The 25,533-nt window shown below is 62.1% G+C and carries 26 protein-coding genes and 1 tRNA gene; 9 read left to right on the top strand and 18 right to left on the bottom strand.

Features of this window, described 5'->3' with window-relative positions:
• Window positions 1-5 precede the first annotated feature (5 nt).
• Window positions 6-668 (top strand): helix-turn-helix domain-containing protein, encoded by a 663-nt coding sequence (locus tag V6590_RS13430; RefSeq protein ID WP_335423919.1) that lies wholly within the window; start codon window positions 6-8, stop codon window positions 666-668.
• A 12-nt stretch (window positions 669-680) separates the two neighbouring features.
• On the opposite strand, the gene V6590_RS13435 is transcribed toward V6590_RS13430, so the two are convergent.
• The 11 genes from V6590_RS13435 to V6590_RS13485 form a co-directional block, all read right to left on the bottom strand.
• Window positions 681-1,739: a heme-dependent oxidative N-demethylase family protein gene (locus V6590_RS13435; RefSeq protein ID WP_335423921.1), complete on the bottom strand. Its 1,059-nt coding sequence runs from the start codon at window positions 1,737-1,739 to the stop codon at window positions 681-683.
• Window positions 1,740-1,750: 11 nt separating this feature from the next.
• The gene (locus tag V6590_RS13440; RefSeq protein WP_335423923.1) at window positions 1,751-2,716 is read right to left on the bottom strand and encodes a PDR/VanB family oxidoreductase; all 966 of its coding nucleotides are present in this window, start codon (window positions 2,714-2,716) and stop codon (window positions 1,751-1,753) included.
• On the bottom strand, window positions 2,713-3,321 hold the full coding sequence (locus V6590_RS13445) for a dimethylamine monooxygenase subunit DmmA family protein (RefSeq protein ID WP_335423926.1): 609 nt from the start codon (window positions 3,319-3,321) through the stop codon (window positions 2,713-2,715). The genes V6590_RS13440 and V6590_RS13445 overlap by 4 nt, the downstream gene beginning before the upstream one ends.
• 114 nt (window positions 3,322-3,435) lie before the next feature.
• The gene (locus tag V6590_RS13450) at window positions 3,436-4,572 is read right to left on the bottom strand and encodes an aminomethyl transferase family protein (RefSeq protein WP_335423928.1); all 1,137 of its coding nucleotides are present in this window, start codon (window positions 4,570-4,572) and stop codon (window positions 3,436-3,438) included.
• Window positions 4,573-4,764: 192 nt separating this feature from the next.
• The gene (locus V6590_RS13455; RefSeq protein WP_335423931.1) at window positions 4,765-6,531 is read right to left on the bottom strand and encodes a trimethylamine N-oxide permease; all 1,767 of its coding nucleotides are present in this window, start codon (window positions 6,529-6,531) and stop codon (window positions 4,765-4,767) included.
• 297 nt (window positions 6,532-6,828) lie between these two features.
• Window positions 6,829-7,131, bottom strand: a complete 303-nt coding sequence (locus V6590_RS13460; protein WP_335423933.1) for a hypothetical protein — start codon at window positions 7,129-7,131, stop codon at window positions 6,829-6,831.
• Window positions 7,122-7,805, bottom strand: coding sequence for a hypothetical protein (locus V6590_RS13465; protein ID WP_335423934.1), 684 nt, complete (start codon window positions 7,803-7,805; stop codon window positions 7,122-7,124). The genes V6590_RS13460 and V6590_RS13465 overlap by 10 nt, the downstream gene beginning before the upstream one ends.
• Window positions 7,806-7,808: 3 nt before the next feature.
• Window positions 7,809-9,203 carry an APC family permease gene (locus V6590_RS13470; protein ID WP_335423936.1) on the bottom strand — a complete coding sequence of 465 codons (1,395 nt, stop codon included), beginning with the start codon at window positions 9,201-9,203 and terminating at the stop codon, window positions 7,809-7,811.
• Window positions 9,204-9,205: 2 nt separating this feature from the next.
• A complete protein-coding gene (locus tag V6590_RS13475) occupies window positions 9,206-9,376 on the bottom strand; it encodes a hypothetical protein (protein ID WP_335423938.1) in 171 nt (56 codons plus the stop codon).
• Between the two features lie 6 nt (window positions 9,377-9,382).
• On the bottom strand, window positions 9,383-9,760 hold the full coding sequence (locus tag V6590_RS13480; protein ID WP_335423940.1) for a hypothetical protein: 378 nt from the start codon (window positions 9,758-9,760) through the stop codon (window positions 9,383-9,385).
• Between the two features lies 1 nt (window position 9,761).
• Complete coding sequence (locus V6590_RS13485; protein ID WP_335423942.1) at window positions 9,762-10,052, bottom strand: hypothetical protein; 291 nt, start codon at window positions 10,050-10,052, stop codon at window positions 9,762-9,764.
• A gap of 326 nt (window positions 10,053-10,378) precedes the next feature.
• Here V6590_RS13485 and V6590_RS13490 point away from each other — a divergent pair, with 326 nt between their 5' ends.
• The 6 genes from V6590_RS13490 to V6590_RS13515 all read left to right on the top strand — a co-directional run bounded on the left by V6590_RS13490 (window position 10,379) and on the right by V6590_RS13515 (window position 16,724).
• A complete protein-coding gene (locus tag V6590_RS13490) occupies window positions 10,379-11,275 on the top strand; it encodes a class II glutamine amidotransferase (RefSeq protein WP_335423944.1) in 897 nt (298 codons plus the stop codon).
• A 2-nt stretch (window positions 11,276-11,277) separates the two neighbouring features.
• Complete coding sequence (locus tag V6590_RS13495; protein WP_335423945.1) at window positions 11,278-11,967, top strand: GXGXG domain-containing protein; 690 nt, start codon at window positions 11,278-11,280, stop codon at window positions 11,965-11,967.
• Window positions 11,968-11,975: 8 nt separating this feature from the next.
• Entirely contained in the window at window positions 11,976-13,304 is a 1,329-nt protein-coding gene (locus tag V6590_RS13500; RefSeq protein WP_335423947.1) for an FMN-binding glutamate synthase family protein, read from the top strand.
• A 31-nt stretch (window positions 13,305-13,335) separates the two neighbouring features.
• Window positions 13,336-14,643, top strand: coding sequence for a type III glutamate--ammonia ligase (gene glnT, locus V6590_RS13505; protein ID WP_335423949.1), 1,308 nt, complete (start codon window positions 13,336-13,338; stop codon window positions 14,641-14,643).
• A 298-nt stretch (window positions 14,644-14,941) separates the two neighbouring features.
• A complete protein-coding gene (locus V6590_RS13510) occupies window positions 14,942-16,120 on the top strand; it encodes an AraC family transcriptional regulator (protein ID WP_335423951.1) in 1,179 nt (392 codons plus the stop codon).
• A 91-nt stretch (window positions 16,121-16,211) separates the two neighbouring features.
• Window positions 16,212-16,724, top strand: coding sequence for a hypothetical protein (locus V6590_RS13515; RefSeq protein WP_335423954.1), 513 nt, complete (start codon window positions 16,212-16,214; stop codon window positions 16,722-16,724).
• 621 nt (window positions 16,725-17,345) lie between these two features.
• Here V6590_RS13515 and V6590_RS13520 read toward each other — a convergent pair.
• A complete protein-coding gene (locus V6590_RS13520; RefSeq protein ID WP_335423956.1) occupies window positions 17,346-18,524 on the bottom strand; it encodes an AAA family ATPase in 1,179 nt (392 codons plus the stop codon).
• Window positions 18,521-18,919 (bottom strand): toprim domain-containing protein, encoded by a 399-nt coding sequence (locus tag V6590_RS13525; RefSeq protein WP_335423958.1) that lies wholly within the window; start codon window positions 18,917-18,919, stop codon window positions 18,521-18,523. The genes V6590_RS13520 and V6590_RS13525 overlap by 4 nt, the downstream gene beginning before the upstream one ends.
• A gap of 125 nt (window positions 18,920-19,044) precedes the next feature.
• Here V6590_RS13525 and V6590_RS13530 point away from each other — a divergent pair, with 125 nt between their 5' ends.
• A complete protein-coding gene (locus V6590_RS13530; RefSeq protein ID WP_335423960.1) occupies window positions 19,045-19,302 on the top strand; it encodes a hypothetical protein in 258 nt (85 codons plus the stop codon).
• Window positions 19,303-19,615: 313 nt separating this feature from the next.
• On the opposite strand, the gene V6590_RS13535 is transcribed toward V6590_RS13530, so the two are convergent.
• Together V6590_RS13535 and V6590_RS13540 are read right to left on the bottom strand one after the other, a co-directional pair.
• Window positions 19,616-19,705: transfer RNA gene (locus tag V6590_RS13535), tRNA-Ser, on the bottom strand.
• Window positions 19,706-19,774: 69 nt separating this feature from the next.
• Window positions 19,775-20,032: a hypothetical protein gene (locus V6590_RS13540; protein ID WP_335423962.1), complete on the bottom strand. Its 258-nt coding sequence runs from the start codon at window positions 20,030-20,032 to the stop codon at window positions 19,775-19,777.
• 186 nt (window positions 20,033-20,218) lie between these two features.
• On the opposite strand from V6590_RS13540, the gene V6590_RS13545 reads away from it, so the two are divergent.
• Entirely contained in the window at window positions 20,219-21,019 is an 801-nt protein-coding gene (locus tag V6590_RS13545) for a helix-turn-helix domain-containing protein (RefSeq protein WP_335423964.1), read from the top strand.
• Between the two features lie 26 nt (window positions 21,020-21,045).
• Here V6590_RS13545 and V6590_RS13550 read toward each other — a convergent pair whose 3' ends face one another.
• Genes V6590_RS13550 through V6590_RS13560 form a run of 3 tightly spaced genes read right to left on the bottom strand, consistent with a single transcriptional unit; the run spans window position 21,046 to window position 25,432 of the window.
• A complete protein-coding gene (locus V6590_RS13550) occupies window positions 21,046-21,774 on the bottom strand; it encodes an alanyl-tRNA editing protein (protein ID WP_335423966.1) in 729 nt (242 codons plus the stop codon).
• The gene (locus tag V6590_RS13555; protein ID WP_335423968.1) at window positions 21,771-24,398 is read right to left on the bottom strand and encodes a DUF3772 domain-containing protein; all 2,628 of its coding nucleotides are present in this window, start codon (window positions 24,396-24,398) and stop codon (window positions 21,771-21,773) included. Before V6590_RS13555 ends, V6590_RS13550 begins: the two co-directional genes overlap by 4 nt.
• Window positions 24,398-25,432, bottom strand: coding sequence for a cysteine synthase A (locus V6590_RS13560; RefSeq protein WP_335423969.1), 1,035 nt, complete (start codon window positions 25,430-25,432; stop codon window positions 24,398-24,400). Before V6590_RS13560 ends, V6590_RS13555 begins: the two co-directional genes overlap by 1 nt.
• Window positions 25,433-25,533 lie beyond the last annotated feature (101 nt).

A 25,533-nucleotide genomic window follows, 5' to 3' on the forward strand; every position in this document is an offset into this window, starting at 1 on the left:
CTTTCATGACCGATGCCCCTGACGAGTCCACTGCCCTTGCCCGGCTGAAGCCCGCCTTCGAGCAGGATCCCCACCGCGTCCGCGAATTGAACGAACGCAATCTCGAGGCCGCCATTGGCCGCGAGGTGCGCGCCTTTCGCCGCCAGCAGGGCATGACGGTGGCCGATCTGGCACAGGTCACCGGCCTGTCCATCGGCATGCTGTCGAAGATCGAGAATGGCATCACTTCGCCCTCGCTCACGACGCTGCAGATCCTCAGCCATGCCTTCTCCACCCCGATCACCAGCTTTTTCCGTCGGTTCGAGGAACGGCGTGATGTCCAGCATGTGAAGGCCGGCAACCATATCGAGATCGAACGGCGCGGCACCCGGGCGGGACATCAATACAATCTGCTGGGCCATATCGGTTCCAATTCCTCGGGTGTGCTGGTCGAACCCTATCTGATCACGCTGACCGAAGAATCCGACACCTTCCCCACCTTCCAGCATGACGGGATCGAATTGCTATACATGCTGGAAGGCGAGGTGATGTATCGCCATGGTGAACAATTGTTCCATATGCAGCCCGGCGACAGCCTGTTCTTCGATGCCGACGCGCCGCACGGGCCAGAGGTTCTGCTGAAACTGCCGGCCCGCTACCTTTCGGTCATCTCTTACCCGCAGCCCTGATCGCCCCGAACGTCAATCCTCGGGCCACCAGCCCGGCGAGGTGGGCGCACCGTCGTCGAATTGCGACAGGTACTCCACCATCAGCGGGCGGTTGCGGATGAACCCCTTGTAGGTGGCCAGGGCATCCGGCAGATCGCGCACCACCCGGTGCAGACGACGGCCCCATTTCGGCTGGGTCACGATATCCTGAAAGGCGCAGAGATAGCAGCGGATCGGAAAGGCGATGGCATTTGACCGCGGCAGACGGAACAGCGTTTGCAGTTCCACCCGCAGATGCTGGCGCCGCCCGATGTTTTCGGGCGTCAGCGTGGCCTTGGTATGCCCCCATTTGTGGTAGTTTTCGGGGCTGGTATCCAGAAGCGGGTCCACCGTCATGGTCCAGTTGAAGCGCCGCACCGGTGCCCCGTGCTTGAGATTGAGCAGGAATTTCAGCGCCCGGTCAAAGACACCGGTTTCATGCGCCATCGGAACAGGCGCGTGCCATTCGTGAAAGCTCATGCCGATGTCGAAATCCAGCGACCAGTCGGCCTGGGTTGTGACCATCCCGGCCTCGACCCACAGCGTGCCGTCGCGCTGATCCTGCAGGGTGAAATCGCCCTGGGCCTGCCGGGTAATGTATTCCATCGGCCCGTAAGGCAGGGTGCTTTCATCGAGGAATGTGAACTTCTGGTCGATATTCAGCGGGCGGTTTATCCAGTGCCAGTGATTGCCGTTCTTCGTCAGCGAAAACCATTGCGGGTAATCCCGGGCAAAGCTTTCCATGATCAATTCCAGCAAGTCCCATCCTGCCAGCGTCATATGCGGCAGGCTTTGGCAGCGCAGCGGATCTTGCTTCAGCACCCGTTCCCGGTCGCGCATTTCCGAGACATAATGTTCGTCCACATCAAAGGTATGTTCGAACACAGATCCCGGGCGTCCGGGCACATGCGGCTCCATGTTGACCGAATACATGTAGTCGTCCCGGTCGAAGGGAAAGGGAAAGCGGCGGATCGCCCGGGGTGAATTCCGGAAGGTGAAATCGCCGTAGAAGGTCTCGTCGTTGAAAAAGTCGTCCTTGAAGTCGAGGCTCATTCCACCCTCCGCTAAAGCTCGATCACCAGCGCGGCGCCTTCGAAGCGCGACACGCAGGGCATGATATGGCTGTTGGCGGCCTTCTGATCCGTCGTCAGCCAATGGTCGTTGTGGTCGATCCGGCCATCGACATGTCGGACCTTGCATTCGCATTGCCCGCAGGCCCCCCCCCGGCAGAGATAGGGGGCGTCGACACCTGCCGCCTCGATGGCCTCCAGCAGGGACTGGTTCGCCGCCACCGTCACCCGCTTGCCCGACAGGGCAAGATCGACGGTAAAGGGCTGGCCCACGGGCGGGGCCAGAAACTCCTCGGAATGCACGGCCCCTTGCGGCCAGCCCATTGCGGCCGCCGTGGCCAATACCCAGCCGATCATGCCCTTGGGCCCACAGACATACAGATGGGTGCCCAGTGGCTGCCCGCGCAGCAGGGCCTGCAGGTCGATCATCTGCCCTTCCGCATCGAAATAGCGATGCACCCGATCGCCATGACGGGCTGACAGGTCATCCATATAGGCACCAAGCGCGCGGTCACGGGCGGCGTAATGCAGTTCGAACCGCGCGCCCATCGCATCAAGCTGCGCCATCTGTGCCATGAAGGGGGTGATCCCGATCCCGCCCGCGATCATCAGGTGTTTCTTCGCACGCAAATCCAGCGGGAACAGGTTGACCGGCGGCGAAATCAGCATCGCCATCCCGGGCTTCACATGCCGGTGCATGTAGAGCGACCCGCCCCGCCCGGCATCATCACGCCGCACCGAGATTTCATAGCCCGACAGATCGGCCGGGTCGGACATCAGCGAATAGGGATTCAGGCGGCGGGTGCCGTGATCCTCCATTTCCACCACCACATGCGCGCCCCCTGAAAAGCCGGGCATCATCCCGCCATCCGCCCGTACGAAACGGAACCGCTTGATCAGGCTGTTGACCTCGACCACCTCGGTCACGATGACTGCAATCTTTGCTGCCCCGACGCTCATTTGAACCGCTCCACAGCAGGCGGAACCTCACCAGGGTCTTCCGCATCGATATTGACACCCTGAAAGGCGGCGATCCGGCGCGAGTAATGGTCACGCACGAACAGGTTCAGCCCGCAATGCGAACAGGTGAAGGGATCGGTGGTCACCGTTTCGGTAATGCCCTTGCAATGCACGCACTGCACCCGCCGGGCCAGGGTGCCGCGATGTTCGGTCTGCACGGCGTCCAGCGGCAGGCCCGCCGCCATCGCATCGCGGATCACCTGCCCCATCAGCCCTTCGCTGCCGGTGGCATAGACCTGAAGGCCCATATGCGCATCGCCCAGCACCTTGGCGATCCGCGATTGCGCCGCACCATAGCTGGGCGCACGATGGCAGATATCGGCGCCTAGGGCTTCGACCATGGCGCCCAGATCACAGCCCATCGGCCCCGGCATGTAGATGATATGCGTCCGGGCCAGCATGTCGGGCGCCTGCGCGACCAGCGCCGCCACCGCCTCGGCCCCTTCGCCGTCTGCCACGATCAGATGGGCCGCCCCCGGTCGCGGGGTCAACACCCCATATACCGGGCGCGACTTGATCGAAGGCTCAAATACCGTCTTCGTCATCTCGTCCTGTCCTGCTTTCATTCCGGCCAGAAATGCGCCGCTTCCCCGACATTTCGCCCCACCTTCCCCGATGCTGTTCGCGCAAGCGTCGGGGAAGGCGAAGGCGTTCCCGGATCAGCCCTTGGCGGTGCGGCGCTTCTTTTCCACGTCGTAGAAGGGCATCGGGCTGGTGATCGCCGCGATCTCGCCATGGGTGGCGCAATTCACCACCAGCCTTGTGCTGTCATTGGCGCAATCCACCGGGATACGGGCGATGGCGACAGTGTGGTTGTTCAGCGGCGAGTGCATGGCCTGCGTGACCACCCCCACCTGCGTGCCGCCGCGCATCACCGGGGCACCATTGCCGGGCACATTGTTGCCTTCCAGCTTCAGCCCCCAAATCTTGAAGCGTTCCTTGCCCTTCAGCCGGTAATGCTCTTCGGCACCGCGGAACCCGACCTTGCCAGGCGAGACGGTGAAATCCAGCCCCAGTTCCCAAAGCGTATCGCCCGGGCCTTCGTTTTCGAACGGATACATCTCGCTGTTGTCGTAAGGAAAGAACAGCAGATAGCTTTCGGTGCGCAGCAGATCGAGCGTGGTGAAGCGGCAGGGGATGATGCCCATGGCAGCGCCTTCTTCCAGGATGCGATCCCAGATCATCGGCGCATCCTGCCCGCGCACGAACAGTTCATACCCGCGTTCGCCAGTATAGCCGGTGCGCGAAATCATGGCCGGTTTGCCAAACAGGCTGGTCTGCATCTGGCTGAAATAGGCCAGATCGCGGATGCCCGGCACATGCTGCGCCAGATAATCCACCGCCAGCGGGCCCTGCAGTGACAGGTCATGCGTATTGTCATCAAATCGGATCGAGACATCACGGCCCGTGGCGGCCATGGTCAGCTGCTCATGCGCCTGCCCCGATCCATGCACCACCATGAAGGCATTCGGAGCCAATCGGTAGATCACGCAATCATCGATGAACTTGCCCTGATCGTTCAGCATGGTCGCATAGACCGACCGACCCGGCATCAGCTTTTCCATGTTCCGCGTCGTGGCACGTTCGATCACATGGCTGGCGGCTGGGCCGGTGATATGCACCTTCTTCAGCCCTGACACATCCATCAGCCCGGCCTTGGTGCGGATGGCCATGTATTCCGCCATCGGATCGCCGTCATAGGACCATGCGGTGCCCATGCCGCTCCAGTCTTCGAGGTTGGAACCAAGCGCGCGATGCCGGTCGGCCAGCGTCGAGAAACGCCAGGAATTGGTCATCTGATCCTCCTGTTGATGTCTTGTATTTTCATCTATGTGAAACCGACTCGGACAGAAAATCAACAATCTTGTGCAATAAATTTTCCTATCAGGTAACTTTCCTGTCGGATGCCCAAGAAATCGTCGGTTTCAGGGGGCTGGAATGCAAAGGGCGGGGCAATGCAGCCCCGCCATTCGCCCGTGTGGAACCGGTCAGCCCGGCAGTTGGAAGAACCAGTTGGCCCAGAGCACCACCGCAGCCCCGGCGGCCAGTGCCAGATAGGGCAGCATCCCTGCCCGGCGCGGCCCCAGATCGCCGTGATCGGACAGCCCGAGGTCCTCCATCGCTTCTTTCGGGAAATGACCCTTGTCCTGTACATAGTGGCGATACCAGAACACCGGCAGGATCAGCGCGGCAAAGATCGCCCCTGACCACAGCGCGTTGTTATAGCCCCAGACCTTCGCCCCGGCCCCGAGGAACAGCGCGTTCACAAAGGCCAGAACGGTGTTGATACCGATCAGGACTGTGGGCGCTTTCCATGGGCGGTCCAGATGCGGGCTGTCGATGCGGTGAATCCAGCCGGCATTGAGGTTCAGGAAGTTGAAGGTGATATAGCCCACGTTCGAAATGGCCAGAACATAGAAATATCCCGCCGCATCCGAGGCCAGCGCCAACAGGAAGACGTTGAAGGCCAGATCGGTCCACATGGCGCTGGTCGGGGCGCCGTGTTCGTTCACATGACCCAGATAGCGCGGCAGCCAGCCATCGCGCGACCCCTGATACAGCGTGCGCGACGATCCGGCCATCGCCGTCATGATGGCCAGGAACAGCGCAAGGATCATCAGGATCACGAAGATCTGCGTCACCACCGGACCGCCGCCGACCAGCCCGCCCAAGGCCTCGCCAATCCCTGTGCCGTCGATGATGCCCGGTGCCAACATGCCGCTGGTGCCCAGAACGCCCTGAAAGGCAAAGGGGATCAGGAAGAAGAACACCACGCAGAGCAAGCCCGAATAGAAGATCGCCTGGAAGGTGTCGGTGCGGGGGTCCTTGAATTCGGCGGTGTAGCAGACGGCGGTTTCAAAACCATAGGTGGACCAGGCAGCGATATACATGGCCCCAAGGAACAGCGTCCAGCCGCCAATGTCCCATGTGCCGTCAACGCCAGAATAGCTGGCCGTAGGCGGCACGATGTTCGTGACGTTCATGCTGTCGATCGCACCGGTCAGGATCGGCACCAGACCTACCAGCAGCAGCGGGATCAGCACGACAATCGCCATCCATTTCTGCGACTTCGCGGTCGAGGCGATGCCCTTGTGCTGGATCGCGAAGATCACCAGCATCAGCACGACGCCGATCACGAAGGTCGAATTGAAATGCAGCGTGCCAAGGCCCGGAATGGTGATTGCGGCAGCCTCCCACACCCGCAAAGCGGGGGTCAGCGCGGCCACGCCATCGGCAGCGGCAACGGCGGCAATCGCCGCATCAGGCGCTGTGCCTGCATTATTCGCGATGTATTCGACAACGGCAGGGGTTTCCGCCGTGTAGTTGGCCAGGTTGGCCGCCACCCAGTCCAGCACCGGCTGGCTGTCGGCCAGCGGAATGGGGAATAGCGCATTCAGGATATAGCCCGCCGCGATCGCACATCCCAGCGACAGCACCGGCGACCAGGCGAACCAGTTGCACCAGACCGACAGCGGCGCGATCAGTTTGGAATAGCGCAGCCAGGCCTGCGCCCCATAGACCGACGCCCCGCCCGACTTGTTGCCGAACATCCCCGCCATTTCGGCATAGGTGAAGCTTTGCAGGAACCCCATCACCATCGAAATCATCCAGACGACAAAGGCCGCCTTGCCTGCCACCCCGGCAATGCCGCCGATGGAGAACAGCACAAGCGGCGGCACCCCTGCCGCCACCCAGAATGCGCCTCGCCAATCCAATGCCCGGACAAGTTCGCCCGAGCCGCCTTTCTGTGACATGTGAACACTCCCTGTTCCGTGAAACGCGCGTCCGGTCGGCAGCCATCTGGCCTGTTCTCGTCTCCGGTCCGCGGTGGTTCTGGTCTTGGCGCCCCCGGCGGCCCATCCGGCCGGATTGCGCGTGGTCTTGCCCTCCGTGCTGGCCGCAACTGGCGCGGCAGGTTTCAGATGTGACAGGCACAGATTGACGCAGCGTCTGGGCTGCACCAAGCAGAATTTGCCTGTCACGAATATTTTTTTCCTAGAATCAGCGCAATTGCCTGAAAAACCGGCGTTCAGAGATGGGCCCTGCCGGGGCTACCCCGGCAGACCCAACCCGGCGCGGCGGTCGCTGGCATGACGCCACAGCTCGAATCGGATGCGGGCTGTCTTGTAGGCATCAAAGACCGCCATGGCCCAGACGAAGAAGCCGCCAGCAAACCTGCCGACAAAGCTGACATCAGGGGCTGCCGTCAGCAGGGTGAACCCGCCCAGCAGCAGCAGGAAGAACAGAAAGATCAGCCCCCGCAGGGGCTGGCCGTTCCAGACTTGCCCGGAACCGGGCAGCACCAGCGCCGACAGCAACACAAGATGCGGGTTGGCAGGTTGGGTCAGGCGCATTGGCGCAAATCCTCGGGCAGGGTCAGGATGGTCTGCCGCAAACCCAGAACCGCAGCCAACAAGGGGCGCAGGTCTTCGGGGGCCAGCGGGGTCTGCCCGGTCTCGTTGGCGCGAAACAGCAGATACTGGCCCCGATCCGCCTCATCCGCCAGCCAGACCAGCCGCAGACCATCCGGCCCCATCACCAGTTCTTTCAGCCGGGGGTCGTCGAACAGATGCAGATGCGCTGCCAGAACGGCCAGGTCCTGTGGATCGGGCGGGCCATCGCTGCGCAGGGCGGCATCTTCCGGGGCGCCGGGCGGCAGAGCGATCTGCAAAGGCAGCATCTCGAATGCCGAAAACGGCTCTACCCCGCGGGGCCGGGCCATCAGGTCAAGCCGCTGCCCCAGCGGCAACGGCTCCGGCACTGTGACCAGCAACCAGAGCGCAGGCAATTTGCGGAACGTCAGGCTGTCTGGCACCGCCTGAAGATCAATCGTCACCTCGCCGATCTGCCCGGACAGCCTGGCAAAGCCGGTAGGGGACAGCGCCCGCAGCGGACGTTCGAACAGCGGCGCAACATGGTCGAAATATGCGGCCCGCGCCGCCACCCGGGCCAGGGCAGCCTGCCGCAGGCGAAGGGCCAGCCAGACCAGCCCCCCGCCCAGAACCAGTGCCAGAACACCGGTGGCCATCTGTCAGTACCCCCGGGGCTTGGGCCAGGGCATGGTGAACTGCGCTCCCCGGTTCACAAAGCGGTAGCGCCAGAAATGGAACCACAGCGACACGACAATATAAAAGGAAATCATCGCCACCAGCTGCGTGCCATAGCCAAGAAAGACCGCAAAGAAGGTGATCCCGCACAACCCCAGCAACACCATGGCCGGCAACGGATGGAACGGATGTTCATAGCCGCGCTTGATGGTATCAAGCGGCCATTTCCGGCGGAACAGGATGATATTGAGTGGCATGAAGGTGTATTCCAGCAGCCCCGACAGGATCGAGAACGTGATCACCTGATCCAGTGGCGCCCCAAGTGCGAAGATCAGCGCGATGGGCACCAGAAAGATGATCGCACGATAGGGTGTGCGATAGACCGGATGCACCGCACCGAACCAACCCGGCAGATACTTGTCGCGTCCCATGGCAAACCACGCCCGGCTGGCATCATTGATGCAGCCGTTGGCCGAGGCCAGTGTGGCAAACAGGGTGCCGATCCCCAGAAACACCATCAGGAACCCGGACCCCGACAGCCGCGCCGCATCGAACAGCGGCACACCCGCCTGCCCCAGATATTCCCAGGGCATCAGGCCGGTGCTGACAAACCATGTCAGCGTCGCCGCGATCAGCAGGGTCATGATCCCGGCCAGCGTGCCGAAGGGCAGCGCACGGGCGGGGCTTCGCACCTCTTCGGCGGCCTGGGTCGTGCCTTCGATCCCAAGGTAATACCACAGGCCGAAATGCATCGCCGCCAGCACGCCCAGCCAGCCATAGGGCAAGGCCGCCTGCCCGCTCATCAGATCGGCATGTTGCAGCACGCTGTCCCCCGTCAGGCCCGAGGTCATCAGGAACAGCACGATGATGGCGGTAAAGGCGATGGCGGTGATGACAAGATTGAAGGTCAGGGTCGCCAGCACCCCCCGATAGTTGAGCCATGCCAGAAACATGATCGACAGGATGATGAAGGGGCGCTGATCCAGCCCGCCTTCATGCCCGCTCATTGTGGCGACGGTATCGACCAGAAAGCCCACGGTGATCGCATTCGCCGCCTCGAGCATCGTATAGGCGAACACAAGATACAGGCCGACATTGAAGGCCATCAACGGCCCGACGATGTGCTTGGCCTGGGTATATTGCCCCCCCGCCGCCGCGACGGTGGAGGTCACCTCGCTGTCGATCATGGCAACACAGGTGTAGAGAATGCCCGCAAACCAGCAGGCAATCAGCGCCGCATAGGCCCCGCCTTTGCCGACGGCAAAGTTCCAGCCCATGTATTCGCCCACGAGCACGATGCCCACGCCAAGCGCCCAGACATGGGCAGGCCCCAGCACCCGCGCCAGCCCGACATGTTCGATCTTTTCTGCCTGTGCCATGGCTATCCCCGATGCTGTTCTTCGGTCAGCGCCTCAAGCTCGCCTTCCCGCGAAGAGGTCAGCACCTCTTCGGAATAGCGGCTGTCGGTCCTGATCCAGTCCATCACGATGAACAGCCCGAACAGGGCAGATGCCCCCCAGGCCGCGTATTCCAGCAAATCCCACAGATCCATCGCCGGTCACTCCCCGAATTTTTCGGCGATCACCTCGCGGTATTCCTTTTCGGAAAACCGCAGCAGGATCGCATAGTAACCGACGACGACCACGATCATCGCCAGAAGTGCGCCGAAGGAAAAACTGTAATCGAAGCGGGCAGTGATCAGATCGGCGGCCGAAGCTGCATCGGCATAGCCCAGCTTTTCATATTGCGCCTGCATGACCGGGTTCTGGCCAAGGCTTTCCCAGGTCGGGTTTTCCATTGGTTGCGCCACCTTGGACGACCCGGCCATTCCCATCCAGAGCGGCAGATACAGCGCCCCGATCGACAGGATCAGCAGCACGATCACGTCGATCATCTGGCCCAGCTTGCCCTGCCGGGGCGGAACGTAATGTGCCATCCTACCGCCCCTTCGCATCGCGGGCGGCATCCAGAAACCGGATATCCAGCCCATACATGAAATCGCGGTCCTCCCGGTAATGGCGCAGCATCGCCACGATGGCGGCGGTGTTGAACAGCAAGACCACCGCCCCCCCTGCCAGCAGCAGCAGGCGCGCGGCACCGTTCGGGGCCAGGCTCCAGGTTCCCAGAGCCACGAAGATGATCGCAAACCACAGCCCCAGCACGAAGGCCCAGGCCACGGTGACATCGCGGCGATGCATCGCCTCGATCCGTCTCGTCAGATCCGACACGTCCCTTCCTCCCTTGATTGCCCCTTTGGTTCCGGTGATGCGTCGGGGCTGCGCCTACCCCCACCGGCAAATTATTTTTCCAACAGGAAACACAGCCTGCGACAATCTGTCAAGATTTGCATCAGATCCCGCCACAATCGCTGAAGGAATGGGCGAAATGTGAATCCTGCGGCGGAAATCGCAGACTTTGCCTTGCATTCCGACAGATATTCCCCCGGATGAAAATTTGTTTCTTACCAGTTGAAGGTCGAAATTTCCGGTGCTAGCCTGATCTCATGCGGACATCCTGAACCGTCCCGACAGAACCATTCACGAAGGAGTCGCCCATGTGCGGTATCGTCGGTCTGTTCCTGAAAGACCCCAAGCTGGAACCCCAGCTTGGCGCGCTTTTGACAGACATGCTCATCACCATGACCGATCGCGGCCCGGACAGCGCGGGCATCGCGATCTATTCCGACGCTGGCCAGGGCCTTGGCAAACTGACCGTGCAATCGGCCAATCCGGGGGCCGATTTCCGCAATCTTGATGCCGATTTGCATGATGCCATCGGCCAACCCGTCGCCATGCTGGTCAAATCCACCCATGCCGTTCTGGAAATGCCGCTGGATCAGATCGAGGCCGCACGCAGCGCGCTGACCCGCCTGCGCCCCGGCATCAAGGTGATGTCGGCAGGCGAAGGCATCGAAATCTACAAGGAAGTCGGGCTGCCCAAGGACGTGGCTGCCCGGTTCGAAGTGGCCAAGATGGGCGGCACCCATGGCATCGGCCATACGCGGATGGCAACCGAATCGGCTGTAACCACGATGGGGGCACATCCGTTCTCTACCGGGGCGGATCAGTGCCTGGTGCATAATGGCAGCCTGTCGAACCACAATGGCGTGCGGCGGGAACTGAAGCGTCTGGGCATGACGTTTGAAACCGAAAACGACACCGAAGTCGGCGCCGCTTTCATCAGCCACAAGCTGCAAACCGGCGAATCGCTGGGCAATGCGCTGGAGGCCACCCTGACCGATCTCGACGGTTTCTTCACCTTTGTGGTGGGCACCAAGAATGGCTTTGGCGTGGTGCGTGACCCCATCGCCTGCAAGCCCGCCGTCATGGCGGAAACCGATCAATACGTGGCCTTTGGCAGCGAATACCGCGCGCTGGTGAACCTGCCGGGGATCGAGGATGCCCGCGTCTGGGAACCCGAACCCGCCACCGTCTATTTCTGGGAGCGCTGACCATGCAGACATTCGACCTGACCGCACAGGGATTGCGCGCCCTGAACCAGACCTTGCATGCACTGAAGGGCAGCACCAACCAGACCTCATGGGAAGTGGTGAACCCCAAGGGCGCCCATGCCATTGCCGTGGGGCTGGATGCGCCCATCGATGTCACCGTGCGCGGATCGACCGGCTATTACTGTGCCGGCATGAACAAGCAGGCCACCGTCCGCATCAAGGGCAGCGCCGGGCCGGGCGTGGCAGAAAACATGATGTCGGGCACGGTGATCGTCGATGGCGATGCCAGCCAATATGCCGGGGCTACCGGGCGCGGCGGCCTTCTTGTCATCAAGGGCAATGCCAGTTCGCGCTGCGGCATCTCGATGAAAGGCATCGACATCGTCGTGCATGGCAATATCGGCCACATGTCCTGCTTCATGGCGCAATCGGGCAATCTGGTCGTGTTGGGCGATGCTGGCGAGGCCCTGGGCGACAGCCTGTATGAGGCGCGGCTTTTCGTGCGCGGCAGCGTGAAATCCCTGGGGGCCGATTGCATCGAAAAAGAAATGCGCCCCGAACATCTTGCGCTGCTGGCCGACCTGCTGAAGCGCGGCGAGGCGGACCATCTGGCCAGACCCGAAGAGTTCAAACGCTACGGTTCGGCCCGCAAGCTCTACAATTTCAACATCGACAACGCGTCGGCCTATTGAGGCATCCCATGACCGATCTTCCCCGCACCCCGCCGCGTTACTCGGCCACCTTCACCCCGGCGATCAATGCCGAAATCCGCCGCGCCGCCGCGTCCGGCATTTATGACATCCGTGGCGGCGGCACCAAGCGCCACCTGCCGCATTTCGATGACCTGCTGTTTCTTGGCGCGTCGATCAGCCGCTATCCGCTGGAAGGCTATCGCGAAAAATGCGCGACCGATGTCTGGCTGGGCACGCGCTTTGCCAAGAAGCCGATCCATCTGGACATTCCGATCACCATTGCAGGCATGAGCTTTGGCGCCCTGTCAGGCCCGGCGAAAGAGGCGCTTGGCCGCGGGGCCACAGCTGCGGGCACCTCGACCACCACCGGCGATGGCGGCATGACCGAAGAAGAGCGCGGCCACAGCCGGACGCTGGTCTATCAATACCTGCCCTCACGCTATGGCATGAACCCCGATGACCTGCGCCGCGCCGATGCGATCGAGGTCGTGGTCGGCCAGGGCGCGAAACCTGGCGGCGGTGGCATGCTGCTGGGCCAGAAGATCAGCGACCGCGTGGCGATGATGCGCAATCTGCCCAAGGGCATCGACCAGCGCAGCGCCTGCCGCCACCCCGACTGGACCGGGCCGGATGATCTGGAGATCAAGATCCTGGAACTGCGCGAAATCACCGATTGGGAAAAGCCGATCTATGTGAAGGTCGGCGGCGCGCGGCCCTATTACGACACGGCGCTTGCGGTGAAGGCCGGTGCGGATGTCGTGGTGCTGGATGGCATGCAGGGCGGCACGGCGGCCACGCAGGATGTGTTCATCGAACATGTCGGCATGCCCATTCTGGCCTGCATCCCGCAGGCGGTGAAGGCGTTGCAAGACCTTGGCATGCACCGCAAGGTGCAGTTGATCGTGTCGGGCGGCATCCGTACCGGGGCCGATGTGGCCAAGGCCATGGCGCTTGGGGCCGATGCGGTGGCCATCGGCACCGCCGCCCTGATTGCGCTTGGCGACAATGACCCCGCGCTGGAGGCCGAATATCAGAAACTGGGCACCACCGCCGATGCCTATGATGACTGGCACGAAGGCCGCGATCCGGCGGGTATCACCACGCAGGACCCCGAACTTTTCAAAAGGTTCGATCCCATCCTGGGTGGGCGGCGGTTGAAGAACTACCTCAAGGTGATGACGCTGGAGGCGCAGACCATCGCGCGGGCCTGCGGCAAGAACCACCTGCACAATCTGGAACCGGAAGATCTCTGTTCGCTGACGATCGAGGCGGCGGCCATGGCGGGCGTGCCGCTGGCTGGCACCCGCTGGATCCCCGGCCGCGACGGATCGTTCTGAAATCCATAAAAAGAACAGGGAGTTACAAAAAATGGTCAAAGACCTTGCCAAATATGCCAAGGAACGCGGCATCAAGTATTTCATGGTGTCCTATACCGATCTGTTCGGGGGCCAGCGCGCCAAGCTGGTGCCCTGGCAGGCGATCAACGACATGGCCGAAGACGGGGCGGGATTTGCGGGTTTCGCGACCTGGCTTGATCTGACCCCTGCCCATCCCGACATGATGGCAGTGCCCGATCCGTCATCGGTCATTCAGTTGCCGTGGAAGCCCGAAGTGGCTTGGCTTGCGTCCAACTGCGTGATGGAAGGCCAACCCGTTGCACAGGCCCCGCGCAATGTCCTGCGTCGTCTGGTGGATGAGGCCGCGAAAGAAGGGCTGCGGGTCAAGACCGGGGTGGAGCCGGAGTTCTTCCTGCTGACGCCCGAAGGCGACAAGGTCTCAGACCCTTACGACAATGCCGAAAAGCCCTGCTATGATCAGCAGGCGGTGATGCGCCGTTATGACGTGATCGCCGAGGTCTGCGACTATATGCTCGAACTGGGCTGGGAGGCCTATCAGAACGATCATGAAGACGCGACCGGCCAGTTCGAAATGAACTGGAAATACGACGACGTGCTGCAGACCGCCGACAAACACAGCTTTTTCAAGTTCATGCTGAAATCGGTCGCCGAAAAGCACGGGCTGCGCGCCACTTTCATGCCGAAACCCTTCAAGGGGCTGACCGGATCGGGGTGCCATGCCCATATCTCGGTCTGGAACCTCGATGGCACGAAGAACGCCTTTGCCGACAACAGCAAGGAGCTGGGCCTGAGCGATCAGGGCCGGCATTTCCTGGGCGGGATCATGAAACATGCCAGCGCCCTGGCTGCGATCTGCAACCCGACCGTGAACAGCTACAAGCGCATCAACGCGCCGCGCACGTCATCCGGGGCGACATGGGCCCCCAATACCGTGACCTGGACCGGCAACAACCGCACTCATATGGTGCGCGTCCCCGGCCCGGGCCGCTTCGAACTGCGCCTGCCTGATGGAGCGGCAAACCCCTATCTGATGCAGGCGGTCATCCTTGCCGCCGGTCTGGATGGTGTGCGCACAAAGGCCGACCCGGGCAAGCGCCACGATATCGACATGTATCAGCTGGGTCATACGGTGAAGAACGCACCAAAACTGCCCCTGAACATGCTGGATGCCCTGCGCGAATACGACAAGGACAAGACGCTGAAATCCATGATGGGCGAAGAGTTTTCCGCCGCCTATCTGAAGCTGAAACATCAGGAATGGAACAGTTTCGTTTCCCACTTCTCGCGGTGGGAGCATGAAAACACGCTCGATATCTGAGCGGCCCTATCACCTTGAGCATCCCCTGCCCCGCCCTCCGGCGGGGCTTTTTTCATGGCCGGGGCGTGAGGGCTGTTGATTTTCGCCCAAAAGAGATCCCTGCCCTATGACACGGACGAGAATGGTCTGTTTCTCCCCGAATACGTCGACGTTTTCGGTGTGCCGCTTTCCATTTCTGAAACAGGCGAAGGCGGGGAAGCTCCGCCGCCCGCCTGGACATCCCGTCGCTGTTCCAATCCGACCCGCTTCGGTCAAAGTACAGCCCTCTTGCACAAGCCAGAGTGGCCGTCACAGCGCCATGCACCGTCAACAGGTGCTTTGCGAGATCTACACATATGATGGACACTCTCGCTGGTTGCACGATAGCCTGCAGTCGGTCATTCTCGAAGCAGAAACGATCGAACCATCACCGATGTACCGCAAGAGCTTCACACCGGAAGATCCGGCCCTGCCCATGAACTACCCGGGCTTCGTCTTTCGGACGCTCTGCCAAGACGGCTATCCGGCAGACGCATTGCTCGCGGAAACAGGGCTCGACGAACCGCGCTTGAGCGATCCGCATTTCCGGTGCGGGTTTCAGCCGCTGCGACGGCTTTTTCTGAATGCCATCGAGCAGACAGGCGACCCGAACCTGGGCATCGGGATGGCACTGCAGTTCCAGCCAACCTATATCGGGCTTCCTGCCTATACGGCCATGAATGCAGGACGGTTCGAGGAAGGGCTCGACGTTCTGACAAGGTTCTTTTTCCTGAACTTCCCCGCTTTTGAAGTCCGCCTTGTGGACCATCATTCCGGTCTGCAAGCGGGGGAGGCAGCCATTCGCCTGCGATCCAAGTTTCCGTTCGAAGACATCGAGTATTTCGGCTTCAGTAGTGCCCTCATCGCCATCAACGGCCTTTTGAACACAATGCTGAGGACAGACCAGGTCGCCACCCGTGCCGAGATGTCTGTCAAGACGCCTGACGGCTGGCGTGCACAGGACGCAAGGATCAGCTTCCCCATCCGCTTCGGTGCCGTCGAAAACCAGATCATTTTCCCGGCGGCCCTTCTGGACCAACCGCTTCCAGGTGCCGATACGATCAATCACGCCCGGTTTCTGAAGCTTTGCGAGCAATTCGCCGAGGAAATGGCGTTCGAGACGACACCGGTCTCCCGGCTAATAGCTGTTCTTGAAGGCGCGACCTCTCTCACCGTTTCCCTCGCGGACATTGCCGCAGAGCTGGGCTATTCCGAGCGCGGTCTTCGTCGGCAACTGGATCGGTCAGGAACGTCGTATCGCCTATTGCTGGATCAGGTCCGCGAACGGCGCGCGCGGTCGCTTCTTTCCAGCACCACACAGCCCATCAAGGCCATTGCGGGAACACTTGGCTTCGAGTCGTCCTCGAACTTCGCCCGCAGTTTCAAGCGCTGGACGGGCCTCACACCCGTGGATTTCCGCGATCAGGCGCGGGCTCAGGCCGACGCTGGCCAAAAATGAATGTCCACTGGCCGCAGGTGATCCTGACCTGCGGTCGAAGGACGCATCCCTCAATGTATATGCTGATCACTCAGAATATGCAGAGGGTCGCATGCCACACCAATCTCGAGTTGACGGAAAGACCGAGGGCAGCGCCAGCATTGGCTTCTGTCGGTTTTCGTTTCCAGTGCTGTCATGCACAATGGCTTTTGCCGCGCCGATGCGGGCAGAGGTTACAAGCCGTGACCTGACAGATACGACCACCACTGCGGCCTTGCCGCGTGAAAGCGGCGGCCAATCCGCCACGCTCTTGTCCGCCTTCTTCGGGCTCGACAACGCCCTGCCGTGGCTGTCCCGCCTCATTTGCCGCGGTGCGCCCGGCAAAGACGGGATGCCGGTGATTTTCTCGACCGAGGTGGACCACACGACCCTGCAGGTGGGCGACTTCCAGGTCACAACTGCCTCGGGGGCGACGGGGCAGCTGCAATGCGTCACGCTCCTTCCGGCGACGGATGGCGGCGAGTTGCGCACGGTTCTGCTGGTGGGCGAATTCGGTGATGCCAAACCCGTCGCGCGCCAGCCAGGACTGCCTAGCGCGCTTGGCGCGTTTCTTGCAGCCCTGTGAACAGAACACGGCATCGGCCCTGCGCCATAGCGGCACGAAATCGCCACAATGCGGGCAAGTCCAGCCGTTGCGCTGCAGGCGGCGCAGCACGGGCAAGGCGCGGGCGTTCCTGTGCTTTCGATTGCCCGCGAATAGACCGGTTTGCGGCCAGACTTCCGCCCGGACTATCGGGGCACCGCTTGGGGTTTCGTCATAAGACAGCGCGAAGGGATCGGGGCCAGGCATCTTGATTTCCTAGGGGCCAAAGCGGGGGCAAGTGACGACAGCGCGCGGCTGGGCTGGGCTAACTTGGGCAGTGCTGGCCTGTGCCAGACTTGAAGGGTCAACAGCGTTCAACAGATCGGCGGCAAGGCGCAGCGCGGCGCTGGGCGTGAGTTGCACCGCTGCGACCCCGGACCCTTCCTGCCAGACGTGAAGCACAGGACCGGGCCGAACCGTGACAAGCTGCATACCGGGCCTTTTCCGGGTCATGGCAAGCACAGGCGCAGGTGGGTGCAGGTGGTGCGCCATATGCTGCCACCACCACCACCCCACACCCCTATAAGGGGGTGGTGGTGGGTGCAGGTTGCAGGCAGTTTCCCCAAGTGGGTGCAAGGTGGGTGCAGGTGGGTGCAGCCATCGTCACGCCTCAGCCGGGTTATTTGGCCCTGCAACGATGCTGGGCACCTTCCTTCTGTTCTTGCCGATTGGCAGGATTTCCACCGCAAGCACCCCGGTTTCGATCCATTTGCGCAGCATCGCGGCGATCCGGGCCTTGTCACTTTTCTTGTTCACGTCCAGCCCCAGCACCTCAGCCACCACCAGCCCGGCCCAGTCTTTCGCTTGCGGGCTTTCGCGGGGTGGCATGTCATCGGCGGCACGGGCGGCAATCGCGGCCCGCACCTTGCAGGCATCATTTACCGTCACCCCGGCGAAGGCTTCGGGCCAGACCCAAGGCCGCACCGTGGGGTAATACCCGCCATTGCCAATCGGCACCCCCACCTTCTCGAACCATTGATTTCGGGCCGATGAAGGCGGGGGCAGGTTGCTTTCGGCCTCGGCAATGCGGAAGTATCGGCGGAAGTCATCCACCCCGGATTGCGCCCCCTCGGCCTCTGACATGGGCAGCAGAAGCCGGTTGAACCGTGCCACCCCGCGCAAGGCAGAGCCGCCCCGCCCATCGTCAAGCGTGGCCTGCACTCCGGCGCTGGGCTTGCGGGTATGATGCACCAGACCCACCGCCACCCCGGATTCAGACGCAAGGCGGCGTATGCGCCCGCCCAGCAGTCTAAAGGCGTCGTTTGTCTCTGGGCTGTGCGACAGGTCTTGAAGCGGATCGAACACGGCCAAGGCGAAGCCTTCGCGCTGGAAAAGGTCTGTCAGGAAGTCAAAGGCCGGTTCGTTGATTTCGGCCTTTTCGCCTCCCCGGATCAGCACAAGCTGCCGTGCGGCGGGCACCCCGGACACGGCGAAGAACCGCCCCGCGATTGCGTCTTGCCCAATGCCATGTTCCTGCAGCACCGCAAACGCGCGGGCGTTCAACACGTCCTGGTCATCCTCTGCGTTGAAATACAGCACCCGCAACGGATCGGCAGGGGTGCCAGTCAGGAAGCCCCGGCCCGATGCCGCGTCAATCGCTTCGGCCATGGCCAGCAAGCTCTTGCCGGTCTTGGGGGCGGCAAAGGTGACAGTCAGGTATCCCGCTGCATAGGTTTCGCCATAGACAAAGCGCGTCCTAGGGATGCGGGCCGGATCGGTGACTTGCCAAGGGGTGAAGCCCTCGGGCTGTGCCGGATAGGGAACAGGCTTGATTATCGTCATGCCGCTGTGCCCCCGCGCAAAACATCATTCCAATCCTTGAAGCCATCGGGCGGCGTGAGTGTCGCCACCTTCCAGCCCAGCGCATAGGCCCGCCCTGCCAATACCTGCCCCGCCGCGATGCCTGCCGGGTCATTGTCCTGTGCGATGATGATTTCCCCCGGCTGGGGCGGCAAAGACAGGGCACGAAGGCCGGGGGCAGACAGCGCGGCCCAGATCGTTGAAGGCCCGTCCAGAAGGCCACAGGCAAGGCTTAGGGCGGTCTCTATGCCCTCAGCCACCACCAGCGGCCCAGCGCCCTCTGTGAGCCGCACAGCACCCCCGGCACAGGCCCCCAGCATCATCTTGGCATTGCCGCCCAGCCGCGCCCCGGATCGGTCAAGGAATGTGCGATGCACCGCCAGCGTGATGACTTCATTTGTATCGGTGGAATGGCCTGAGCAATCAGAGGCAGGCGCTTGCCCATTCCGCCCCCACAAGCCAAGTTGGTGGCGGGCGGCACCACCTTGGAGGGTTCGGCGGTATGTTCTTCACGCGCATCGGAAAAGTCATCGCGCACCTGATGTTCTGGTTTTCGGTCATCCACATTTCCATCGCCTTCGCTGGGGCGTACGGCACCGCTGACATGGAAAGCAACCGCGCCTTTGCCAGCCGCTACCTATCGGCGGCGACAACCGGCGAAGCCATCAACGAGGTGATGCTGTACATTCTTCTCGCCGTGGCCCTTGGCGTTCTGTGCGAAATCAGTGCAAAGAGAAACAAGCCGGAAGAGCGGGCGTAAGGCCACCAGATCAGCGGCGGAGCCTGTTCGATTGAGGCAGGCAAAGTACCCCGCCCTGCGCGGGGCTTTATCACTTCATGGATCGGCCCGCTTGTGCCAGATTCCCAATAGGTGGGGGGTGGTGCAATCTCACTAGGCCCCGGATCGGAACCGGCATGCTTCACCAAATTTTCACGCGGCAGAAATGGAGGGAAAAAAGTGCCGACACCAAGCGAGGTCGGGCTTCATTCGTGCAAGGTGGGGGAAGCAATGGGGGAAGCGCGGGCGCAGACCAGAGAAATGTCTGCAATAACAACGGCTTTTATGGGATGTTTGGCGGACAGAGAGGGATTCGAACCCTCGAGACGGTTCCCCGCCTACACACTTTCCAGGCGTGCGCCTTCGACCACTCGGCCACCTGTCCGTTACGGGTGTTTATGCCGAACCCGGGCGCGAGTGCAAGGGGGGGAATGCGCCCCTTGCACGGTTGCCATCAGGCGGCGGCAATCGCTGCAGGACGGCCACGCAGATTCTGCGCCACCTCAGGCATATAGGCCGCCTCGACCAGCTTCATATCCACGCAACGCCGGACCGATTTCTCGCGCATCAGTGTGACTTCGACCAGATCGCCGACTTCGATCCGTAAGACCGAAGTCCCTGCCCCATCGTAATGCGCCAGATCGCGGTGATCCGAACACCACACGATCGCCCGGCCTGTGCGCTGGCAACTCCAGATCACGACACCCAGCATCATTATTCTCCATCGTCCGTCTGTTTGCGTCAGGGATGATGAACCCATCCCTCAAACTGATTAATGCACAGGCCCGCAGGCACCGCATTTGGTTTTCAGCATCAAACGAGGTGGACATGCGCACGATTTTGTACCACGACTGACGCTAATCAGCGTCAACCCAGCGAAGGCACCAAGACCTCCTCCATGTCCCAGCCACCGCTCTCTCCCACAGAGGCACGTTCGATTTTCGGGCGCAACCTCCGGCAGTTATGCGTCGGCGGTCCCCCGATCACGGCGGTCTGCGACAGCATTGGAATCAACCGGACCCAGTTCAACCGATACCTCTCTGGCGACGCCTTTCCGCGCCCCGACATTCTGGCGCGAATCTGTGCCCATTTCGATGTGGATGCCCGCATCCTTCTGGAACCGCTGGACAAGTTGCGTGAAACCATCCCGAACCGGTTCCTGATCGAGATGCGGGACAAGCTGTTGATCGGGCCATCGCGACCCGTCGATCCTGCGGTGCTGCCCGAGGCAATCTATCGGTTCTGGCGCAAGTCCTTCATGTTCAGCGGCAAGATTGTCACCAATCTGGCGCTGATCCGCACCACGGGTGATGTGACCCTGTTCAAGGGGTTCGAGGAAAACATCCTCGCCCAGCAGGAAAACCCAAATGTCCGCCGCTTTCCGCGACTGGCCTATTTCGGGTTGGTACGGCAGCATCTGGACGGGGTGTCGGTCTATTGTCAGGACCGGCAGGGCCAGTCGAACATCAACTTCTTTGAATTCGGGCTGGAGGGGAACATGCGCTTCTTCCCCGGGTTTTCCTTGCTGCTGCGGCGTCGGATGGATGGAATGAATCGCATCACATCGGCAGTGCTGGAGCGGCTTCCGCCCGACCCCGCGCTGTGGCGGCAGATCGTGCGGCAGGAAACGCTGCATGACATGGATTATGCGCCCCCGATCGTGCAGCGGGCCTTGGCGCGCATCCCAGACGGGCTCTGAGACTGGAGGAGGTGGGCCTCCTCGCGTCAATCCAGCAGATTAAGGCTGACCCGCCGGTTCTGGCGGCCCTTCTTTTCGATCCTGCCGATTTCGACCCGACCGATTTCGGCAGTGCGGGCGACATGGGTACCACCGCAGGGCTGCAGATCCACCTGCCCGGCCCCCTGCCCGATCCGCACCAGCCGGATGCGCCCCTGCCCCATCGGCGGCATGACCGACAGGGTCTTGACCAGCCCCGGATTGGCCAACAATTCGGCATCGGTGATCCAGTCTTCGGTGACCGCCAGATCGCGGTCGATCAATGCGTTGAGCGCATCGTTCAGCGCGGCCAGATCATCGGGGGGTTCGGGCATGTCGAAATCCAGCCGCCCGCGTTCGGATCCGATCTGCCCTCCGGTCACCGGCAAGGGGATGACGACCGACAGCAGGTGCAAGGCCGTATGCACCCGCATATGGCGGTGCCGCCGCTCCCAATCCAGATGTTGCATCACCTGCGCCCCGACCGGTGGCATGGGTTTGGGCTCCGCCGCGACCAGCGCGATCTGCCCGGGACCTGCCTTGACAGCTGTCGCAATGTCCAGCGCGCCGCCATCCCAGACCAGCCTGCCGCTATCGCCGGGCTGACCACCTGCCGTCGCGTAAAACACGGTCTGATCCAGCACCACCCCCCCTTCGGCGGTATGGGCGATCACATTGGCTGGCGCCTCGCGCAGATAGGCATCTTCCCGAAACAGCAGGCGGGTCTGGTCGGTCATCGCTCGGTCTCGTTGTCAAGGGCATCGGAAGTGTCGCGCTGCGCAGCATCGGGCAGCGCAGCGGGGTCATCTGCCCCGGCACGCGGCATGGCAAGCGGCAGGCTTGCCCTGGTCAGGGCGGGAGGTTCTGTGTGTTCTGCACGCGTGCGGGCCAGCGCATCAGCCAGATCCTGCGGGTTCTTGAACCAGATGTCGCGTTGGTTGAAGGGCATGGCGATGGCCTCTTCACGGAAGCGGCGCACGATTTCGTGGTTCACTTCGTTGCGCACGGTCAGCGAGAAGTTCACATCGCGGATGATCATGCGGATTTCGAAATTCAGCGAATCCGCCCCCAACCCCATGAAGATCACCTGCGGCGGCGGGTTCAGCAGCGCCATGGGCTGCGCTTCGGCGATCTCCTGCAGAACGCGTGCGACCTTGCGGGTATCGCTTTCATAATCCACCCCGACCGGCACGATGATCCGGCCAGACAGGTTGAACCGGGTCCAATTGGTCACCCTTTGGGTCACCAGATCGGCATTGGGCACGATCACATCGCTGCGGTCAAAGGTCTGGATGCGGGTAGAGCGGACCGAAATGGCTTTCACCGTGCCCGAAACCGTGCCGACCTCGATCCAGTCGCCTTCGCTGACCGGTCGTTCGATCAGCAGGATCACGCCCGAGACGAAGTTAGACACGATGTTCTGCAGACCGAAACCGATCCCCAGCGACAGAGCCGATGCCACGATGGCCAGCCCTGACAGATCAATCCCGGCCGCCGAAAACGCCACGACCCCGGCAATGAACACGCCGATATATCCCGTGCCCGCGACGATGGCATTGCGCCCGCCCTGATCCAGCTTGGTCTTGGGCAGGATCGAAGATTTCAGCGCCCCCTGGAACAGCTTGGTGACACCATAGCCAATGCCGAACAGGATCAGGAAATACAGGAAGTTCGAGGGCGATATCCGGGTTTCCCCCAGCATGAACCCATTGGTGAACCGGTTCCATATCTCGCCCATGTCCTCGACCCGGGCGCCCCACAGCATCGCAAACAGCGGCAGCGACGAGATGGTCAGCACAAACCCGGCCAGCACCGGCAGCAGGCCTTGCCCCTGATCCTCGGTCTCGGCGCGGATGATGGCGCGATAGATGTCGGAAATCAGCTGCACCAGCACCAGCAGAACCCCGATCAACGCCAGCGATCCGGCGGCGGGATAAATCAGCGCAGCGGCCGCGGTCATATAGCCGATCAGGGCCAGGACCGGCGCGACCACGGCAATGACAATCATCAGCTTGCCAACCAGCTGGATCACCCGGTTGCGGAAATCCGGGCCCTCCTGCGCCTCGGCAGCCGCACGGATGGTGCCATTCAGCAATTTTCCCATGCGCCACAGCAGGAAGGCCATGACCAGCAGAAGCGGCAAGCCCAGCACCGGCAAGGCTGCCTCGGCCACCAATGCCGGAGGGAACAGGCTGGCGCGCAGGATTTCCGCCCCCTGCACCAGACCGATCATCGTGGTCAGAAACCGCCCCTCGGCGCAATGATCCGCCGAAAGCCCCAGCGGCCCGGCATTGCAATCATCGCGCGGAAAAATCCGCCCGCCCAGCCAATAAGAGACGAACAGCGCAAAACCCGCATCCGTCAGCGATTCCAGAAAGCTCATGCCCAGATAGCCGGGCATTTCGGTGATGGCGAGCGCAACAGACAGCAGCAGCACGCCCAAAGTGGGCACGATCACCTGCCCGAGCGAGGCGAAGAAGGCCATGACCTTGCGCCATCGTCCGGTTCCGGCACCGGCATTCAGCCAATTGGCAAAGCGTTCGATCCACGATCGGGCCTGCAGGGTCAGCACAAGGCCCAGCACCAACAGGATCGCAACCGCCGGCAGCATGTCGAAAAGCTGGGCCTTCTTGGTCGGGCGGTTCCAGTTGCCGCGCACTTCGGTCACCAGACCGACGGCCACATTGCGCATCGATTGAACGGCAAGTGCCCAGTTGGCCGGGTTGGCCGGGGTGGGCCAGAGTTTCAGCAATTGCTCGGTCTGGCGCGCGCGCAATTCGCCATCGACTTCGGCCACCAGTCCATTGGCGCGGCGATAGGCTTCTTCCGCCGCCCGGCCCGGAGCTTCGGCCCGGGCCAGTTGTTCAGACAATTCCTTGCGGCGCGCGGCGATCTCGGGCGCTTCTTCGGCCCCTTCGGCGGGCACCGGGCCAAGTGCGGTGATCTGATCGCGCAACGATTGCACACGGCTGGAATTGGCGGTCTGAGCCGCCTGCAGCTTGCTGCGCCATTCGACCAGTTGGCCGCGCAGAAGTTCCAGCCCGGCATCCGATGTCTTGTCTTCTGCCAGCGTGTTTTCGGCGCGGGTGGCCAGCGTTTCCCAGGCGGCATAATCCAGTGCGCTCTGCCCGGAGGGGGCCAGCGAAATCGATTTGCTGCTGCTGCCCTGGCCCGCCGTCTGGCTTTTGGTCAGCGGGGCCGTGGGGCTGGCTGGGGTCGGCGATGGTGCAGGCGTGAAGGTCGCGGAGGGTGCGCCGGTGGGCGGCGCATCCTGCGCCAACCCCGTCGATCCAAAAACCACAGCAAGGGCCAGCGCCAGCCCCAGATGCAGACGAACGGGCAGTCTGGGCAGCGTTGGCATCATGCGTCAGTATAGACTTCCGGGATCGCCCGGCCCGGGCCATCCAGCCATTCGGGCACTGGCAATCCCTTGCTGCGCAGGAAATCCGGGTTGAACAGCTTGGATTGATAGCGCGTACCATAATCACACAGGATGGTGACGATGGTGTGGCCCGGACCCAGGTCGCGCGCCATGCGGATGGCACCTGCCACGTTCACCCCCGACGATCCGCCCAGGCACAGCCCTTCCTCGGCCAGCAGATCAAACACCACCGGCAGTGCCTCGGCATCCGGGATGCGATAGCTGTGATCCGGGGTAAAGCCTTCCAGATTGGCGGTGATGCGCCCCTGCCCGATGCCTTCGGTGATCGACGATCCCGGCGCATCAAAGGTGCCTTCGGTATAGAAACTGTGCAACGCCGCCCCTTCGGGATCGGCCAGCCCGATCTTGACACCCTTGGGCTGCAAGGCCATGCCGACGCCCGCCAGCGTTCCGCCAGACCCCACGGCGCAGATGAACCCATCCACCTTGCCGCCGGTCTGGTCCCAGATTTCCGGCCCCGTGGTTTCGATATGCGCCTGACGATTGGCCACATTGTCGAACTGGTTGGCCCAGATCGCCCCATTCGGCTCGGTCTTGGCCAATGCCTCGGCCAGACGGCCCGAATAGCGGACATAGTTGTTAGGGTTGCGGTAGGGCGCTGCCGGAACCTGCACCAGTTCTGCCCCGGCCAGCCGCAGCATGTCTTTCTTTTCCTGGCTCTGGGTTTCCGGGATCACGATCACCGTGCGGAACCCCATGCTGGCCCCCACCAGTGCCAACCCGATACCGGTATTGCCCGCCGTGCCTTCGACAATCGTGCCGCCGGGCTTGAGCAACCCTTTCGCGACCGCATCTTTGATGATGTAAAGCGCAGCGCGGTCCTTGACCGATTGGCCCGGGTTCATGAACTCGGCCTTGCCCAGAATTTCGCATCCCGTCAGGTCGCTGGCCTTGTTCAGCCGGATGAGAGGGGTGTTGCCGATCGATCCGGCCAGATCGCGAAAGATGCGCATGAGGCGTTTCCCTTGTTTCTTGCCACAGGTTTAGGCCTTGCCCGCCGGGAACTCAAGAACCCCGGCCCGTCGCGCATCGGAAAGGACCAAATCACCAGCTT

This window comes from Gemmobacter denitrificans (assembly GCF_036964905.1).
GTDB lineage: Bacteria > Pseudomonadota > Alphaproteobacteria > Rhodobacterales > Rhodobacteraceae > Gemmobacter > Gemmobacter denitrificans.

Bases quoted from the DNA above. Each gene is read 5' to 3' on its own strand.
- V6590_RS13430 (WP_335423919.1), top strand. From the start codon at position 6: ATGACCGATGCCCCTGACGAGTCCACTGCCCTTGCCCGGCTGAAGCCC.
- V6590_RS13435 (WP_335423921.1), bottom strand. From the start codon at position 1,739: ATGAGCCTCGACTTCAAGGACGACTTTTTCAACGACGAGACCTTCTAC.
- V6590_RS13440 (WP_335423923.1), bottom strand. From the start codon at position 2,716: ATGAGCGTCGGGGCAGCAAAGATTGCAGTCATCGTGACCGAGGTGGTC.
- V6590_RS13445 (WP_335423926.1), bottom strand. From the start codon at position 3,321: ATGACGAAGACGGTATTTGAGCCTTCGATCAAGTCGCGCCCGGTATAT.
- V6590_RS13450 (WP_335423928.1), bottom strand. From the start codon at position 4,572: ATGACCAATTCCTGGCGTTTCTCGACGCTGGCCGACCGGCATCGCGCG.
- V6590_RS13455 (WP_335423931.1), bottom strand. From the start codon at position 6,531: ATGTCACAGAAAGGCGGCTCGGGCGAACTTGTCCGGGCATTGGATTGG.
- V6590_RS13460 (WP_335423933.1), bottom strand. From the start codon at position 7,131: ATGCGCCTGACCCAACCTGCCAACCCGCATCTTGTGTTGCTGTCGGCG.
- V6590_RS13465 (WP_335423934.1), bottom strand. From the start codon at position 7,805: ATGGCCACCGGTGTTCTGGCACTGGTTCTGGGCGGGGGGCTGGTCTGG.
- V6590_RS13470 (WP_335423936.1), bottom strand. From the start codon at position 9,203: ATGGCACAGGCAGAAAAGATCGAACATGTCGGGCTGGCGCGGGTGCTG.
- V6590_RS13475 (WP_335423938.1), bottom strand. From the start codon at position 9,376: ATGGATCTGTGGGATTTGCTGGAATACGCGGCCTGGGGGGCATCTGCC.
- V6590_RS13480 (WP_335423940.1), bottom strand. From the start codon at position 9,760: ATGGCACATTACGTTCCGCCCCGGCAGGGCAAGCTGGGCCAGATGATC.
- V6590_RS13490 (WP_335423944.1), top strand. From the start codon at position 10,379: ATGTGCGGTATCGTCGGTCTGTTCCTGAAAGACCCCAAGCTGGAACCC.
- V6590_RS13495 (WP_335423945.1), top strand. From the start codon at position 11,278: ATGCAGACATTCGACCTGACCGCACAGGGATTGCGCGCCCTGAACCAG.
- V6590_RS13500 (WP_335423947.1), top strand. From the start codon at position 11,976: ATGACCGATCTTCCCCGCACCCCGCCGCGTTACTCGGCCACCTTCACC.
- glnT (WP_335423949.1), top strand. From the start codon at position 13,336: ATGGTCAAAGACCTTGCCAAATATGCCAAGGAACGCGGCATCAAGTAT.
- V6590_RS13510 (WP_335423951.1), top strand. From the start codon at position 14,942: ATGCACCGTCAACAGGTGCTTTGCGAGATCTACACATATGATGGACAC.
- V6590_RS13515 (WP_335423954.1), top strand. From the start codon at position 16,212: ATGCCACACCAATCTCGAGTTGACGGAAAGACCGAGGGCAGCGCCAGC.
- V6590_RS13520 (WP_335423956.1), bottom strand. From the start codon at position 18,524: ATGACGATAATCAAGCCTGTTCCCTATCCGGCACAGCCCGAGGGCTTC.
- V6590_RS13530 (WP_335423960.1), top strand. From the start codon at position 19,045: ATGTTCTTCACGCGCATCGGAAAAGTCATCGCGCACCTGATGTTCTGG.
- V6590_RS13540 (WP_335423962.1), bottom strand. From the start codon at position 20,032: ATGCTGGGTGTCGTGATCTGGAGTTGCCAGCGCACAGGCCGGGCGATC.
- V6590_RS13545 (WP_335423964.1), top strand. From the start codon at position 20,219: ATGTCCCAGCCACCGCTCTCTCCCACAGAGGCACGTTCGATTTTCGGG.
- V6590_RS13550 (WP_335423966.1), bottom strand. From the start codon at position 21,774: ATGACCGACCAGACCCGCCTGCTGTTTCGGGAAGATGCCTATCTGCGC.
- V6590_RS13555 (WP_335423968.1), bottom strand. From the start codon at position 24,398: ATGCCAACGCTGCCCAGACTGCCCGTTCGTCTGCATCTGGGGCTGGCG.
- V6590_RS13560 (WP_335423969.1), bottom strand. From the start codon at position 25,432: ATGCGCATCTTTCGCGATCTGGCCGGATCGATCGGCAACACCCCTCTC.